Genomic DNA, 15,560 nt, shown 5'->3' with positions numbered 1-15,560 from the left:
ATCGTGCACGTAACGCGAAGCTTACGTAAGCGATGCGTCAGCGAGGTGATCCTGCAGAACGTGCAAGCCCCCTTCTGTTAAGGGGGCGCGCCGACAGGCGCGGGGATAGGTGGCATGCCCACGGGGCCCGATCCTGCGCAGCAGGATTGGGTGTCACTTCGTAGCGGAAACCGCGCCGGTGCTACAGCACCTGCGCGGTTACCGCTACGAAGTGACAAACGCTGCCGCCGATGACGAACAGGTGCCAGATCGCGTGGGAGTAGGGGATGGACTCGCGGTGGTAGAAGTAGGTGCCCAGCGTGTAGGACAGGCCGCCGGCGAACAGCCAGCCGAGCGTCCAGCCGTCGATGTGGGACCACATCGGCTTGATCGCCACCAGCACCATCCAGCCCATCGCGATGTAGATGATCGTGGAGAGCAGCTTGAAGCGGCCGGTGAAGAACAGTTTGAAGATCACCCCCGCCAGTGCCAGCGCCCAGATCGCGGTGAACATGCCCCAGCCCCACGGGCCGCGCAGGCCGATCAGGGTGAATGGGGTATAGGTGCCCGCGATCAGCAGGTAGATCGCGCAGTGGTCGAACACCTTCAGGCGGCCCTTGGCGATCGGGTGCTGGATCGCGTGGTAGAGGGTCGACGCGGTGTAGAGCAGCAGCAGGGCCACGCCGAACACGATCGCGCTGGCCAGCTGCCAGGCGTCGCCATGGATCGCGGCGAGGGTGATCAGCACCGCGCTGGCGGCCAGTGCCGCCACCGCGCCCAGCCCGTGGGTCAGGGCGCTGGCGATTTCTTCACGTACGGAAGCAACAGAGGTCATGGCGATGATCGTCGCGCGGGGAGGGGGAGCCCGCTCCCCCCTATCATCGCCGGTTTCGCCGGGTCAGGCGACCGACACGCTGTGCGCTGCCTCGCGGGTGGCCGCGAAGCGCACGTCCGGCGCGCGTTCCTGCGCCAGCTGCAGGTTGACCCGGGTCGGCGCCAGGTAGACCAGCTGGCCGGCCGCATCGATGCTGAGGTTGCCCGCGTTCTTCTCGCGGAACTCTTCCAGCTTCTTCGCATCGTTGCAGGTCACCCAGCGCGCCGTGGTCACGCTGACCGGCTCGAAGGTGGCTTCCACGCCGTACTCGTCCTTCAGCCGGTAGGCGGCCACGTCAAACTGCAGCACACCCACCGCGCCCAGGATCAGGTCGTTGCTCATCAGCGGGCGGAAGAACTGCGTGGCACCTTCCTCGGACAGCTGCGCCAGGCCCTTCTGCAGCTGCTTGAGCTTGAGCGGATCACGCAGGCGCGCGCGGCGGAACAGTTCCGGCGCGAAGTTCGGAATGCCGGTGAAGCTGACCGCTTCGCCTTCGGTGAACGTGTCGCCGATGGAAATGGTGCCGTGGTTGTGGATGCCGATCACATCGCCCGGCCAGGCTTCAGCGGCGATTTCACGGTCGCTGGCCATGAAGGTCAGCGCGTTGGCCAGCTTCATTTCCTTGCCCGTGCGAACGTGGAAGGTCTTCATGCCCGCCACGAAGCGGCCCGAACACACCCGCATGAACGCCACGCGGTCGCGGTGCTGCGGGTCCATGTTGGCCTGGATCTTGAAGACGAAGCCGGTCAGCTTGTTTTCCTGCGGCGCGATTACCCGCCCGGTGGTGGCGCGGGCCTGCGGCGACGGTGCATGCTCGACGAAGAAGTCCAGCAGCGGCTGCACGCCGAAGTTGTTCACGCCCGAACCGAAGAACACCGGCGTCTGCTTGCCGGCCAGGTAGGCCTCAAGATCGAACGCGTGGCTGGCGCCCTGCACCAGTTCCAGTTCATCGCGCAGTTCGGCCAGCATGCCCTCGCCGATCTTTTCGGCCAGGCCCGGCGAATCGATCGACGGGAAAATGGTTGAATCCTGCCGGGTGAAGTTGCGGCCCTGTTCGTACAGGTGCACTTCGCCGCTGATCAGGTGGACCACGCCCTTCAGGCGCTGCCCCATGCCGATCGGCCAGGTGACCGGCGCGCACTGGATGCCCAGCACGCTCTCCACCTCGTCCAGCAGGTCGATCGGTTCCTTGCCTTCGCGGTCGAGCTTGTTGATGAAGGTCATGATCGGGGTGTCGCGCAGGCGGCACACCTCCATCAGCTTGATCGTGCGCTCTTCCACGCCCTTGGCCACGTCGATCACCATCAGCGCCGAGTCCACCGCGGTGAGCACGCGGTAGGTGTCCTCGCCGAAGTCGGCGTGGCCGGGGGTGTCGAGCAGGTTGACGATCTTGCCTTCGTACGGGAACTGCATCACCGACGAGGTGACCGAGATGCCGCGCTCCTTTTCCAGTGCCATCCAGTCCGAGGTGGCATGGCGCGCCGCCTTGCGGCCCTTGACCGAACCGGCCATCTGGATTGCACCGCCGAACAGCAGCAGCTTTTCGGTCAGCGTGGTCTTGCCGGCGTCAGGGTGGGAAATGATGGCGAAGGTGCGGCGGCGCGCAGCTTCGGTAGCGACTTCGGACATGGCGTGACGCGCCCGCCCGGGGCGCTTCTCATGGAGATAAGCCCGCCAGTATACCGGGCCGTCCCGCCCGGCGGGTCAGTGGCTGGCCGCGTCGCCGCCGTCGGCCTGTTCACGCGCGAAGTGCAGCTCGCCCTGGGGGGCCACGATGCGAACCGGAATCGAGCGCAGCTGCATGCCGGCATTGACCTGCACCACGAAATGCAGGTGCGGGGCCGTGCTGTAGCCGGTGTTGCCCGACACGCCGATGCGTTGGCCGGCTTCGACCCGCTGCCCGCTGCGCACCAGGACCCCGTTTTCGCGCAGGTGGGCGTACACGGCCATGCTGCCGTCTTCATGCAGGACCCGGATGAAGTTGGCGCGGTCGCGGTCGCGGGCTGGATCCTGTCCGTTGCCGCTGAAGTTGCCCTGCACCTGCATCACCTTGCCGGCCCGGGCGGCCAGCACCGGGGTGCCTTCGGCCAGGGCGAAGTCCACGGCGTCGCGGTTTTCAGGGTCGTTGTGGCTGAAACGGCCCTGCGGCGCCTGGCTGACCTGGAACCGGCGGGCATCGAACGGGAGCTGGTAGGCCACGTCCTGCGGTCGCGCAGCCGGGTCGCCCGGGACGGCGTCCAGCAGCAGGTTCAGGCGTTCGGTATCCGGCGGCAGCTGCAGCCGCGCCACCACCACGCTGGCCGACCCGGGCAGCACGGTCTGCAGGGGCAGTCCCGGCAGCAGCGCGGCGCCGAGGTCCTGGCGCAGGGCGATCTGCACCGGGCCGGTGAGGTGGTTGTCGACCCGCGCCTGCCAGTACGCGGCACCTCCTTCGAGCTTGACCGAGGCCAGTGTGCCGGCCCGGGCTCCCTGCGGCGCTTCGTCGGCGGGGCGCACCAGGCCCCAGCCGGTGCGCCAGTCCGCTCCACCGTTCGGCGGTGCGGCCAGCGTCATGAATGGGCACGCCAGCAGGGACAGCAGCAGGATCCGGCGCATCAGCAGACTTCCAGTGAGGGTGCGCGGACTCTACGCAACCGCGTTCGTTCAGGAAAGAGGGGCGCTTCGGCCTGATGAGAAAAAACTATATCGCTTCATCCAGATGAAAGGATTGACATGGCCGGAATGTGCTGGCATCGTGGCTCCACCATCGAGACCGGCAGAGGGACAGGCCCTTTGAAGCCGGGGCAGCCCGCAGGCGCGAAAGCGACCTGCGTAGGTGCCAAATCCTGCGGGGACCGTGGTGTCTTCCGAAAGATGGTTCGAACCGTGCACCCTACGTGCGCTTCGAACGCGAGCTCCGCGAAAGCTCGATGGCCGTTTTCCTCTTCGGGATATCGCCATGAGTTTCGCCACCGCCGCCGTTGCTTCCGACTCCTTCGCCCCCTTGAGCGTTCCGGTTGATGCCGGGCGCCGCGCCGTGCGCGGCGAGATCGCCGCGATCCTGTCGATGCGCCATGGTGGGGCACGCCCGGTGCGTCTGCGCTACGAACTGGTGGGCCGTGACGAGGCACCGGTGGTGGTGCTGGCCGGTGGCATTTCCGCACACCGGCACGTGGCCGCCAATGCCGAGTTCCCGGAGAAGGGCTGGGCCGAAGGGCTGGTGGCCGCTGGGCGCACGCTGGATCCGGCCTCGCGCCGCATCCTGGCCTTTGATTTCATCGGCGCTGATGGCGCCCTGGACCTGCCGATCGACACCGCCGACCAAGCCGATGCGCTGGCGCTGCTGCTCGATCACCTCGGCATCGCCCAGCTGCAGTGCTTCGTGGGTTACTCCTACGGTGCGCTGGTGGGCCAGCAGTTCGCGGTGCGCCACCCGCAGCGGCTGGCCAAGCTGGTCGCGGTCAGTGGCGCGCATCGCCCGCATCCCTACGCCGCCGCTTGGCGCGCGCTGCAGCGCCGCGCGGTGGCGCTGGGCCAGCTGCAGTGCGGCGAAAGCCACGGCCTGGCGCTGGCCCGGCAGTTCGCCATGCTCAGCTACCGCACCCCGGAAGAGTTCGGTGAGCGCTTCGATGCGCCGCCCGAAGTGGTCAACGGGCGTGTCCGCGTAGCCGCCGAAGACTACCTGGATGCCGCCGGTGCGCAGTACGTCGCGCGCACGCCGGTGGAAGCCTACCTGCGCCTGTCCGAATCGATCGACCTGCACCGCGTCGACCCTGCTGCGATCAGCGTGCCCACCGTGGTGGTGGCCGTGGAAGGCGACCGCCTGGTGCCGCTGGCCGACCTGGTCGGCCTGGTCGAAGGGCTGGGCCCGCGCGGCAGCCTGCGCGTGCTGCGCTCGCCCTACGGCCACGACGCCTTCCTGAAAGAAACCGATCGCATCGACGCGATCCTCGCCACTGCATTTCGTACCCCGGGAGAAAACGCATGAGCCAGTCCGCCGGTTCCGAGCCGACCTGTAGCCGTGTCACCGCCGCCATGCGCGCCGGTATCGATCGCGATACCGCGCACGGGGCGGTGACCCCGCCGATCGTGTTGTCGTCGAACTTCAGCTTCGATGGCTTCGGCAACAAGCGCCAGTACGACTACACTCGCAGCGGCAACCCCACCCGCGACCTGCTGGGCGAGGCGCTGGCCGAACTCGAAGGCGGTGCGGGCGGCGTGATCACCTCCACCGGCATGGGCGCGATCAACCTGGTGCTCAACGCGCTGCTGGAACCGGGCGATACCCTGGTAGTGCCGCACGACGCCTACGGCGGCAGCTGGCGCCTGTTCAACGCCTTGGCGAAGAAGGGCCACTTCCAGCTGGTCACCGCCGACCTGACCGATCCGCGCTCGCTGGCCGATGCGCTGGCGCAGTCGCCGACGCTGGTGTTGATCGAAACCCCGTCCAACCCGCTGCTGCGCATCACCGACCTGCGCTTCGTCATCGATGCCGCGCACCGCGCCGGTGCGAAGGTGGTGGTCGACAACACTTTCCTGTCGCCGGCGCTGCAGCAGCCGATCGCCTTCGGTGCCGACGTGGTGCTGCATTCGACCACCAAGTACATCAACGGCCACAGCGATGTGGTCGGTGGCGCGGTGGTTGCGCGCGACCCGGCCCTGCATGAACAGCTGGTGTGGTGGGCCAACGCGCTGGGCCTGACCGGTTCGCCGTTCGATGCCTTCCTGACCCTGCGCGGGTTGCGCACGCTCGGTGCGCGGTTGCGCGTGCACCAGGAAAACACCGCCGACATCGTGAAGCTGCTGGCCGCCAGCGATGCGGTGGCCAACGTCTACTACCCGGGGCTGGCCTCGCACCCGGGCCACGCCATCGCCGCGCGCCAGCAGAGTGGCTTCGGCGCGATGCTGTCCTTCGAGCTGGCCTCGTGCCCCGGCGATGACCCGCACGCGGCGGTGCGCGCCTTCGTCGACGGCCTGCGCTGCTTCACCCTGGCCGAATCGCTGGGCGGGGTGGAGAGCCTGGTCGCGCACCCGGCCACCATGACCCATGCGGCGATGACCGCCGAGGCCCGCGCCCATGCGGGGATCAGCGAAGGGTTGCTGCGCCTGTCGGTGGGTATCGAAGCTGCGGAAGACCTCGTCGCGGACCTGCAGGCAGGCCTGGAACGCGCGCAGGCGGTGATCGACCGCCAGGCGCAGCTGGCCCGCCGCAAACAGGTGGATGCATGAGCGCGGTGCTGCCGTTCGCGCGACCGACGCCGCGCCGTTTGGCGCTGCTGGGCACCGGTACCGTGGGTACCGCCTTCGTGCAGCGCTACCAGAGTCTGCAGTCGCGTGGAATCGAACTTCCCCACTTCTCGTGGCTGGCCAATTCGCGCACGGCACGCGCCTGCGAACAGCAGCCGGCGCAGGCCCTGGAGAGTGCCAACGATGCCGCGCGCACGGTGCCGGCGCTGCAACCCTGGGCCGAGGCCGAAGGGCTGCAGCGCGGTGACGTGGTGGTGGACGCCACCGCCAGCGACGATGTGGCCAACTGGCATGAGCAGTGGCTGGCGCGCGGCGTGCACGTGGTGACCGCCAACAAGCTGGGGCAGGGCGCGCAGCTGGCGCGTGCACAGGCCATCGCCGGCAGCGGGTTGGACGGTGGTGCGCGTTACGGTGACAGCGCCACGGTGGGTGCAGGGCTGCCGCTGTTGAGCAGCCTGCGCGCGCTGGTGGCCGGCGGCGACCGCATCCACCGGGTGGAAGGCGTGCTGTCGGGGTCGTTGGCGTGGCTGTTCCATCACTACGACGGCCAGCGTCCGTTCTCGGCATGGGTGCGCGAGGCAGCTGGCGCCGGGTACACCGAGCCGGATCCGCGGGTGGACCTGTCCGGTGAGGACGTGCGCCGCAAACTCCTGATTCTTGCCCGCGCCAGCGGCATCGCGCTGCGTGCCGAACAGGTGGCCGTGTCTTCGCTGGTGCCGGACGCACTGGCCGCGCTGTCGACCGCCGAGGCGATCGAACAGCTGGCACTGCTGGATGCACCGCTGCAGCAGCACTGGCAGCAGGCACGCGCGCAGGGCGGCTGCCTGCGCTTCATCGGTGGATTCGACCACGACGGTGCCCGCGTCGGGCTGCGCATCGTGCCATTGGACCACCCGCTGGCCGGCGGCGCGCAGACCGACAACCGCGTGGCGATCCACAGCGACCGCTACAACGCCCAACCCTTGTTGATCCAGGGCCCGGGCGCCGGTGCGGAGATCACCGCCGCAGCATTGCTGGACGACGTGTTGTCGATTACTCGCCCTTCAACGCCTTCAACAACGCCGCGTTGAACCGCTCCGGGTCCTGCACCTGCGGCGAATGCCCCAGGTCGTCGAAGCTCACCAGCGTCGCTCCTGGAATCGCGGCGGCAGCCGCCTTGCCCAGCGCCGGGTAATCGCCCAGGGTGGCTTTCAGCGCGGGTGATGCCAGGTCACGTCCTATCGCGGTACGGTCCTTCTGGCCGATGAACAACGTGGTGGGAACCCGCACGTGGGGAAGTTCGTATACCACCGGCTGGTTGAACACCATGTCCGAGGTCAGCGCCTGGCTCCAGGCCACGGCCTGCTTGCCGGGGCCGGCGTACATGCCGGCCTGCATGCGCGCCCAGTGTTCGTACTCGGGCGTCCACTGGCCGCTGTAGTAGACGTCAAGCTGGTACTTCTTGATGCTGTCGAAACTGGTCTTCAGTTCGTTGGCATACCACGCATCCACGCTGCGCCACGGCACGCCCTTGGCCTTCCAGTCTTCCAGCCCGATCGGATTGACCAGTGCCAGCTGGCGCAGCTGCTGCGGGTACATCAACGCGAACCGCGTGGCCAGCATGCCGCCCATGGAATGACCGACGAAGTCGACCTTGGTGCTGTCCAGCTTGAGGTGGGCCAGCAGCGCTTCGGTATTGGCGGCCAGCTGCCCAAACGAGTACTGGTAGCGCAGCGGCTTGCTGGATTTGCAGAAGCCGATCTGGTCCGGGGCGATCACCCGGTAGCCGGCCGCGCTCAACGCCTTGATCGTGTCGCGCCAGGTGCCGGCACAGAAGTTCTTGCCATGCAGCAGCACCACGGTGCCGGCCATCGGCACCCCTTCCGGCGGAACGTCAAGGTAAGCCATTTCCAGCGGCTGGCGCTGCGAATCGAAGCTGAAGGTCTTGACCGGCCAGCCGTAGTCGAAGGCCTGCAGGCGCGCATCATAGGTATCGGCGGCGAACGAGGTCAGGGGCAGGCAGGCAAGCAGGGCGGCGGCCAGGATGCGCATGGCGGTCTCCAGTGGGGGAACCCCGAGGATAACCGCCTGCGCGGCCGATCAGCACTCGATGACGTTGACAGCGAGTCCGCCGCGGCTGGTTTCCTTGTACTTGTCCTGCATGTCGCGGCCGGTATCGCGCATGGTCTTGATGACCTTGTCCAGCGACACCTTGTGCTTGCCGTCGCCACGCATCGCCATGCGCGAGGCGTTGATCGCCTTCACCGCGCCCATCGCATTGCGCTCGATGCAGGGAATCTGTACCAGGCCGCCGATCGGGTCGCAGGTCAGGCCCAGGTTGTGTTCCATGCCGATCTCGGCGGCGTTCTCGATCTGGCTGGGGTTGCCGCCCAGCGCCGCGACCAGGCCGCCGGCGGCCATCGAACAGGCCACGCCCACTTCACCCTGGCAGCCGACTTCGGCGCCGGAAATCGAGGCGTTCTCCTTGTACAGGATGCCGATGGCAGCCGAGGTGAGCAGGAAGTCGAAGACGCGCTGTTCGTTGGCGCCGGGGCAGAAGCGGTCGAAGTAATGCAGCACGGCCGGCAGCACGCCGGCCGCGCCATTGGTCGGTGCGGTCACCACGCGGCCGCCGGCGGCGTTCTCTTCGTTGACCGCCAGCGCGTACAGGTTCACCCAGTCCAGCGTGGTCAGCGGGTCACGCATGGCCGCTTCCGGCTTGGACGACAGCTCGCGGTACAGCGCCGGTGCGCGGCGCGACACGTGCAGGCCGCCGGGCAGCGTGCCTTCCTGGCGGATGCCGCGGGCGCAGCATTGCTGCATCGCGTCCCAGATCTCGCGCAGCTGGTCGCGGATCTCGTCTTCGCTGCGCCAGCACTTTTCGTTCTCGAACATCAGCTGGGCAATGCTCAGGCCGCTGCGTGCGGTCTGCGCGAGCAGCTCGTCGCCGCTCTTGAACGGGTAGGGCAGCGGGGTTTCATCGGGCACGATGCGGTCATCGGCCGCGTCGTCCTGGTTGACCACGAAGCCACCGCCCACCGAGTAGTAGTCGCGGGTGGCGATCACCTGGTCCTGCGCGTCGTAGGCGGTGAAGCGCATGCCATTGGTGTGGTAGGGCAGCTTCTGGCGCTTGTTCAGGCCCAGGTCGCGCTTCTCGTCGAAGGCGATCTCATGGGTGCCCATCAACCGGATGCGCTTGCTGCTGCGGATCCGCTCGAGCGTACCGGGAATGATGTCCGGGTCGATCTGGTTCGGGCGCTGGCCTTCCAGCCCCAGCAACACGGCCTTGTCGGTACCGTGGCCGCGGCCGGTCAACGCCAGCGAGCCATACACGTCGGCGCGGATGCGCACCACGTCCTGCAGGCAGCCCGGGTCCAGCAGCCAGCGGTGCACGAAGCGTTCGGCGGCCTTCATCGGTCCTACGGTGTGCGAGGAGCTCGGGCCAATGCCGATCTTGAAAACGTCGAACGTGCTGACAGCCATGATTGCCAAACTGCGGGTATCGGATGGAGCGCTATTCTATGCTGTCCGCGCCCGCGACCCTGGCTGCAACGCAACATATGAGCCTTATGTTCATCCTGTACCAACGCGACGACTGCCACCTGTGCGACCTGGCCCTTGCGGTCCTGGCCCAGGCCCGGGTCCCCGGGCTGGACAGTGTCTTCATCGACGATGACGCCGCCCTGGAGGTGCGCTACGGCAGCCGGGTGCCGGTGCTGCGCGATGGGCAGGGCCGGGAGCTGGACTGGCCCTTCGATGCCGCCACCCTGTCGGCGTGGATGGCCGGACCCCGGTAGCGCCGGCCGTTGGCCGGCACCCCCGATTGCCGCCAAGGCGGTTACTTCGCCTGCAGCTTGACCACGGTGCTGATTGCGGTGTCATCCGGAATGGTCTTGGTGTCGTTCCAGTCGCCCTGGCCCACGCCGAAGTCCAGGCGCTTGACCGTGGCCTTGCCGGTCAGCACCGGGTTGGCACCGGGCTTCCATTCAAACGTGAAGGTGACCGGCTTGGTCACCCCGCGCAGCGCCAGCGTGCCATTGGCCACGTACTTGTTGTCGGCGGTCTTGGTGAAGCCCTTGGCGGTGTACGTGGCGGTGGCGAACTTGGCCACGTCGAAGAAATCTGCCGTCTTGAGCGTTGAATCGCGGTCGCCATTGCCGGTCTCGGCGCCTGCCAGCGGAATGGTCACGTCCAGCGTGCCGGCGGCCGGGTTGGCCGGATCGAAGCTGATCCGGGTCGAGAAGCCGGGAAACTTACCGGTGAACACTTCGCCGTCGTACTTGGTGGCGAAGGCCAGGTGGGAGCCGGCGCCCGGCGCCTGCACGTAATCGGCGGCGAGCACCGGGGCGGTGGCCATCAGGCCGGCCAGCGCGGCGGCCACGGCGGCGGGGGAGGTGAGCTTGATGTTCATCGTCAATCCTTCTGGGGGGAGGCGAGCCAGCCCTGCGGCAGCATGCGCGCAAGCGTGGCATCGCGTTGGAAAAGATGGTGGTACAGGGCGGCGCCGGCGTGGGCGACCACTACGGCGATCAGCAGCCAGAAGCCCCACTCATGGATGGCGTGGGAGATGTCACGCGCGCCCGGGTTGGGGGCGACCAGCTTGGGCACGTCGACCAGCCCGAACCAGCGGAACGGCCGCAGGCCGCTGGCCGAATCGTAGATCCAGCCGGACAGCGGCAGCGCGAACATCAGCACGTACAGCAGCCAGTGGGTGGCCGAGGCGATGCGTTCCTGCCAGGTCGGCGTGCCGGGCACCGGTTCGGGCGCGCCGGCATACAGCCGCCAGCCCAGGCGCAGCACCACCAATGCCAGCACCGTAATGCCCAGCGACTTGTGCGCGGTGTACACCCAGAAATACTTCGGGGTACGCGGCAGTTCGCCCATGGTCAGGCCAACGATGCCGAGCACGAGGATGAGCAGGGCGATCAGCCAATGCAGGCCCTGGCTGACACTGCCCCAGCGGTCACGGGTGTTTCGGGTGGTCATGGCGAGCGTTTCCGGGCTGGCGGAGAGGATGGGGTGTCGGAGTCGTCGACCGGTTCCGGAGTTCCCGGCGCGTCGACGGACGGTGTGTCCTGCGGATCGGTGGCACTGCGGTCGCGCAGGGCTTCGGCTTCGATGCGCAGCTGTACCTGGTCGCCGATCATCGACGGCCAGGCATCCACGCCGAATGCACTGCGGCTCAGCGTGGCGGTGGCGGAAAAACCCGCAGTACGACGGAACGGCGGCATCGGGTGGCGCTTGACTGCGTTGAGCGTGACATCGAGCGCGACTTCATGGCTGACGCCACGCAGGGTCAGCTCACCGATGACCCGTGCATGGGTGGCATCGACCGGTTCGATGCGGGTGGAGACGAAGCGGGCCTCGGGATGGCGTTCGGCGTCGAGCAGGTTGCGCGCCAGCGCGGCCTTGTTCCATTTGTCATCGCCCAGGTCAAGCCGTTGCAGCGGCACGCTGACCGTGAGCGTGGCGCTGCTCCAGTCGTCGGGATCGAAGGAGAGGCTGCCTTCGCTGCCCGATACCGTGCCCAGTGCCTGCGAGAAACCCGCGTGCTCGACCGCGAACAGGACCCGCGTATGCACCGGGTCGAGGCGGTAGGTATCGGGCGCGGCGCTCACCGCCCACGGGGCGGTACACAACAGCAGGGCAAGGGTCAGGCGCTTGGTCACGGCCGGCTCCGTTCAGGGCTGGGCCGATCATACGCGCTGGTCCGTGATGCCTGGCAGCACCATGGCTGCAACAGATCGTGGTGCGCCCAACGGGGTGCGAACGGGGCGTTGTGCGGCGCACTGTGTGACAATCCCGGGCAACAGGGAGAACTCGATGGCGTTGAGCGCGCGCGGTTGGCGGGCAGGCATCGTGCTGCTGGCACTGGCGTTGCATGCGGTGCCGTCGGCGTTGTGGGCCGCAGGGACATCGGCAGAAACACCGCGCATGCGCCGCCTTGGCGCCGCCGAAGGCATGCCCTCGCGCATGGTGCTGGCGCTGGCGCAGGATCGGCAGGGCTACATCTGGGCCGCCACCGACGATGGCCTGGCCCGCATCGACGGCGTGGGCCTGCGGGTCTGGCGCAATGAACCCGACGATCCCGGCTCGTTGCCAGGCAACGAGATCGAGACGCTGCTGGTCGATCCGCTGGATCGAGTCTGGGTGGGCAGCAACGGCGTTGGCCTGAGCATGCTGGGGCCCGGGCGCGACCGTTTCGAGCGGTTCCCCGACCTCGACGCGCGGTGCGAGGGCCAGTTCTGGTCGCTGGCATATGCGGGCAAGGCCCTGTGGATCGGCACCAATCGCCATGGCATCTGCCGGCGGGAGGAGGATGGAACGCTGGTCCGCTACCGGGCCAACGCAGCCGATCCGGCCGCGCTTCCCGACGACACCATCTACAGCCTGCTGTCCGATCCCGAAGGCCATGTCTGGGTTGGCACCGGCGGTGGCGTGGCGCGCTGGGATGGGCGCGGCTTCAGCCGGATCGCCCCGGCCGTACTGGGCGGCAAAAGCGTGTTCCGGTTGACCCGCGACCCCGATGGCACGGTATGGGCCGGAACCGAGGGCGGGCTGTTCCGGATCAGTCCCGATGGCAACGCGCGCCCGGCGCCGTGGAAGGTGGGCGCCGATGTGCGTGCTGCTTCGGTGCTGCATGACCGCAACGGCGGTTACTGGCTGGGCACGGCCGACGGCCTGTATCGCGGCGATGACACGCAGCTGCGCCTGCTGGCCGGCGATGCGGGCAGTGGATTCCTGACCGAGCGCAGCGGCGTGCTGGACATGCTGCAGGACCACGAAGGGGGGCTGTGGGTAGCCATGCTGAGCCAGGGGCTGGCTTACCTCCCCCCGGACTGGAAGCGTTTCTCCACTTGGTACCAGCTGGATGGCAAGCCTCTGGACAGCGCATACCTGCTCGGGGCCGCAGCGGCGGGCAGCGGCTATTACATTGCCGGGGCACATGGTGTCTACCAGTTGGACGCCGGTGGACGCCTGCGCCAGATCGTCACTGAAAAGCAGATCGGCGTGGGAGCGGTCAGGTCGGTTTCTCCGCGCGCGGATGGTGCGCTCTGGCTCGGTCGGGCCGGTAGGCTGGGGCTGTTCCAGCCAGAGACCGGACACCTGCGCGAGTGGAAGATCGGAGGCGGCGCCGATGTTCGCCAACGCATTGAACTGATCCGTGAGGCGCCCAACGGCGATCTGTGGATGTCGATCACCAACTACGGCGTGCAGCGCCGCGACGCGCAGGGCAACCTGCTCGACGACATCCGCATCGGTGATGGTCGCGGCCTGGTCGATGTGCCGGTGGAGCAGATGCTGTTCGATCCGCGTGGCGGGCTGTGGATCATGGGTGACATGGGCGAGCTGGGGCTGCTGCGCTGGCAGAAGGACCGCTTTGAACGGGTGCCCGGCATTGCGCCCGGCAACCTCTTCGACATGGCCTGGGTCAGTGCCGATGAGGTCTGGATGGCACGCAGTGGCGCATTGGAGCGCTACCGGTGGGATGGGCTGAGCATGACGCTGCGCGAACGGGTCGGCGCCGCGCAGGGAATGCCGCCGGTGTCGATGGGGGGCATCGCGCTTGGCCGTGATGGCCAGGTCTGGGCCACCACCACGCGCGGCCTGGTGTGTTGGCATTCGCGAGAACGTCGGCTGCGGGTGTATGGCGAGAAGGACGGGCTGCCGGATCGGGAGTTCAGTGGACGCCCCCCGGTGGTGGGTGCCGACGGCCGGGTGCTGGCTGTCACGGCGACCGGGCTGGTGGGTTTCGACCCGAATGCGGCAGACACCCCGCTGCCGCCCTCGCAGCTGGTCATCGACAACATCCAGGTGCGCCGCGACGATGCCGAAGGCCAGCAGTCGCTGCCGGTCAATGCGCCGCTGGTGCTGGGGCCGGGTGATCGCGACCTGATCATTTCCGCGCGCCTGCTGTCTTTCGTCAGCCCGATGGGCAACCGCTACCGCTACCGCGTGTCCGGCTATGACCAGAACTGGGTGATGCAGAATGCCGATGGCGAACGCCTGTTGTCGCGGCTGCCACCGGGCCAGTACGCCATCGACGTGCAGGCAGCGACCCCGCACGGCGAGTGGACACCGTCACGCACCATCACCGTGCAGGTGCAGCCGCCGTGGTGGCGCAGCAGTTGGGCCATCGCGGGCTACGTGATGCTGTGGCTGCTGCTGGTGGCCGCCGTGGCGGCGTTTGCCCGCGCCCGGCTGCGCCGACGCCAGCAATGGCAGCTGACCGTGCACAAACAGCAGATCGCCGAACAGGCGTCGCAGGCCAAGAGCCGCTTCCTGGCCACGCTCGGCCATGAGGTACGTACCCCGATGACCGGTGTGCTGGGCATGAGCGAACTGCTGCTGGCCACGCCCCTGGACGAGCTGCAACGCGGCTACGCCGCGTCCATCCAGCACGCCGGTACCCATCTGTTGCGGCTGGTCAATGACGCGCTGGACCTGGCCCGGATCGAAGCGGGTCGGCTGGAACTGGACATCCGGCCGTTTGACCTGATGTCGATGCTGGCCCAGGTGGAAACCCTGATGGAACCGATGGCACATCACCGCGGGCTGGCGTTCGAGCGCAGTTTCAACCTGCCCGGACCGGTGCAGGTCAGTGGCGACGAGATGCGCGTGCGCCAGATCCTGATGAACCTGCTGGGCAATGCGATCAAGTTCACCGAGCACGGCCATGTCGGTCTCGGCGTCGAGCTGGTGCCGGGAGGGAGCGGCATCGCCCTGGAGGTCACCGATACCGGGCCGGGCATCAATGAAGACCAGCAGCAGCGCCTGTTCCACCGTTTCGAGCAGGCGGACGGCCCGCGTACGGCGTCCCGTTATGGGGGGAGCGGCCTGGGCCTGGCGATCTGCCAGGAACTGGCCGTGGCGATGGGGGGGCGCATCGGCATCGACAGCGCACCCGGGCAGGGGGCCCGGTTCACCGTACACCTGCCGTTGCCGTGGAGCGTGCGCCAAGGGCCCGCTCCGCAATCGCCGCTGCATGGCGCGCCGATTGCCCTGCCGCCGTTGCGGATACTGCTGGTGGAAGACGATGCCACCGTAGCCGACGTCATTGCCGGCCTCCTGCAGGCCCGCGGGCACACCGTGGTGCATGCCCTGCACGGTCTGGCGGCGTTGTCGGAAGTGGCTGCCGGACGTTTCGATATCGGCCTGCTTGACCTGGACCTGCCTGCGCTGGATGGCATCGCCATCGCCGGGCAGCTGCGTGCCATGGGCTACGCGCTGCCACTGATCGCGGTGACGGCGCGCTCGGATGCCTATGCCGAGCAACAGGTCCTGGCAGCCGGATTTGATGGTTTCCTGCGCAAGCCGGTGACCGGTGACCTGCTGGTGATGGCGATCGCGCGGGCGTTTGCCACCCGCCGCAGCCCCTCTGGGACGGTGACCTCTCCATAGGCTACGTATCAGAAAACGGCAATTTCAATCCAAAACTTGATTCACCGCTCTGTGACGTATTTACGGGAATGCGGATGCGCCCTGGCCGGGATGCCCCTAC

13 protein-coding genes and 1 riboswitch are annotated in these 15,560 nt (G+C 67.8%); of the genes, 5 read left to right on the top strand and 8 right to left on the bottom strand.

Annotated features, from left to right (window positions below):
* Positions 1 to 181 precede the first annotated feature (181 nt).
* From trhA to NMB40_RS13115, 3 genes are all read right to left on the bottom strand, one after another.
* Positions 182 to 814 carry a PAQR family membrane homeostasis protein TrhA gene (gene trhA, locus NMB40_RS13125; RefSeq protein WP_494358685.1) on the bottom strand — a complete coding sequence of 211 codons (633 nt, stop codon included), beginning with the start codon at positions 812 to 814 and terminating at the stop codon, positions 182 to 184.
* Between the two features lie 63 nt (positions 815 to 877).
* Positions 878 to 2,482: a peptide chain release factor 3 gene (locus tag NMB40_RS13120; RefSeq protein ID WP_494358684.1), complete on the bottom strand. Its 1,605-nt coding sequence runs from the start codon at positions 2,480 to 2,482 to the stop codon at positions 878 to 880.
* Between the two features lie 75 nt (positions 2,483 to 2,557).
* A complete protein-coding gene (locus tag NMB40_RS13115; RefSeq protein WP_448143343.1) occupies positions 2,558 to 3,448 on the bottom strand; it encodes a M23 family metallopeptidase in 891 nt (296 codons plus the stop codon).
* 145 nt (positions 3,449 to 3,593) lie between these two features.
* Positions 3,594 to 3,713, top strand: a riboswitch (SAM riboswitch).
* Positions 3,714 to 3,791: 78 nt separating this feature from the next.
* Here NMB40_RS13115 and metX point away from each other — a divergent pair.
* The 3 genes from metX to NMB40_RS13100 are packed head-to-tail and all read left to right on the top strand — an operon-like array spanning position 3,792 to position 7,149.
* Positions 3,792 to 4,820 carry a homoserine O-succinyltransferase MetX gene (gene metX, locus NMB40_RS13110; protein ID WP_494358683.1) on the top strand — a complete coding sequence of 343 codons (1,029 nt, stop codon included), beginning with the start codon at positions 3,792 to 3,794 and terminating at the stop codon, positions 4,818 to 4,820.
* A complete protein-coding gene (locus tag NMB40_RS13105; protein WP_494358682.1) occupies positions 4,817 to 6,061 on the top strand; it encodes an O-succinylhomoserine (thiol)-lyase in 1,245 nt (414 codons plus the stop codon). Before metX ends, NMB40_RS13105 begins: the two co-directional genes overlap by 4 nt.
* The gene (locus tag NMB40_RS13100) at positions 6,058 to 7,149 is read left to right on the top strand and encodes a homoserine dehydrogenase family protein (protein ID WP_494358681.1); all 1,092 of its coding nucleotides are present in this window, start codon (positions 6,058 to 6,060) and stop codon (positions 7,147 to 7,149) included. The genes NMB40_RS13105 and NMB40_RS13100 overlap by 4 nt, the downstream gene beginning before the upstream one ends.
* On the opposite strand, the gene NMB40_RS13095 is transcribed toward NMB40_RS13100, so the two are convergent.
* Both NMB40_RS13095 and NMB40_RS13090 read right to left on the bottom strand, forming a co-directional pair.
* Positions 7,112 to 8,110 carry an alpha/beta fold hydrolase gene (locus NMB40_RS13095; RefSeq protein WP_494358680.1) on the bottom strand — a complete coding sequence of 333 codons (999 nt, stop codon included), beginning with the start codon at positions 8,108 to 8,110 and terminating at the stop codon, positions 7,112 to 7,114. The genes NMB40_RS13100 and NMB40_RS13095 overlap by 38 nt on opposite strands.
* Before the next feature lie 48 nt (positions 8,111 to 8,158).
* Positions 8,159 to 9,541, bottom strand: coding sequence for an L-serine ammonia-lyase (locus NMB40_RS13090; protein ID WP_217537403.1), 1,383 nt, complete (start codon positions 9,539 to 9,541; stop codon positions 8,159 to 8,161).
* Between the two features lie 86 nt (positions 9,542 to 9,627).
* Here NMB40_RS13090 and NMB40_RS13085 point away from each other — a divergent pair, with 86 nt between their 5' ends.
* Positions 9,628 to 9,855: a glutaredoxin family protein gene (locus NMB40_RS13085; protein ID WP_494361078.1), complete on the top strand. Its 228-nt coding sequence runs from the start codon at positions 9,628 to 9,630 to the stop codon at positions 9,853 to 9,855.
* A gap of 41 nt (positions 9,856 to 9,896) precedes the next feature.
* Here NMB40_RS13085 and NMB40_RS13080 read toward each other — a convergent pair whose 3' ends face one another.
* Genes NMB40_RS13080 through NMB40_RS13070 form a run of 3 tightly spaced genes read right to left on the bottom strand, consistent with a single transcriptional unit; the run spans position 9,897 to position 11,727 of the window.
* Positions 9,897 to 10,469 (bottom strand): YceI family protein, encoded by a 573-nt coding sequence (locus NMB40_RS13080; RefSeq protein WP_494358679.1) that lies wholly within the window; start codon positions 10,467 to 10,469, stop codon positions 9,897 to 9,899.
* Between the two features lie 2 nt (positions 10,470 to 10,471).
* Positions 10,472 to 11,044, bottom strand: a complete 573-nt coding sequence (locus tag NMB40_RS13075) for a cytochrome b (protein WP_494358678.1) — start codon at positions 11,042 to 11,044, stop codon at positions 10,472 to 10,474.
* Positions 11,041 to 11,727 (bottom strand): YceI family protein, encoded by a 687-nt coding sequence (locus NMB40_RS13070; RefSeq protein ID WP_494358677.1) that lies wholly within the window; start codon positions 11,725 to 11,727, stop codon positions 11,041 to 11,043. The genes NMB40_RS13075 and NMB40_RS13070 overlap by 4 nt, the downstream gene beginning before the upstream one ends.
* 154 nt (positions 11,728 to 11,881) lie before the next feature.
* Between NMB40_RS13070 and NMB40_RS13065 the strand changes: the two genes are divergently transcribed.
* Positions 11,882 to 15,460, top strand: coding sequence for a hybrid sensor histidine kinase/response regulator (locus tag NMB40_RS13065; RefSeq protein WP_494358676.1), 3,579 nt, complete (start codon positions 11,882 to 11,884; stop codon positions 15,458 to 15,460).
* Positions 15,461 to 15,560 lie beyond the last annotated feature (100 nt).

Source organism: Stenotrophomonas sp. FBCC-B152 (assembly GCF_059134105.1).
Note: the sequence above shows the minus strand (reverse complement) of the source record. Positions and strands in the feature narration are given on the sequence as shown.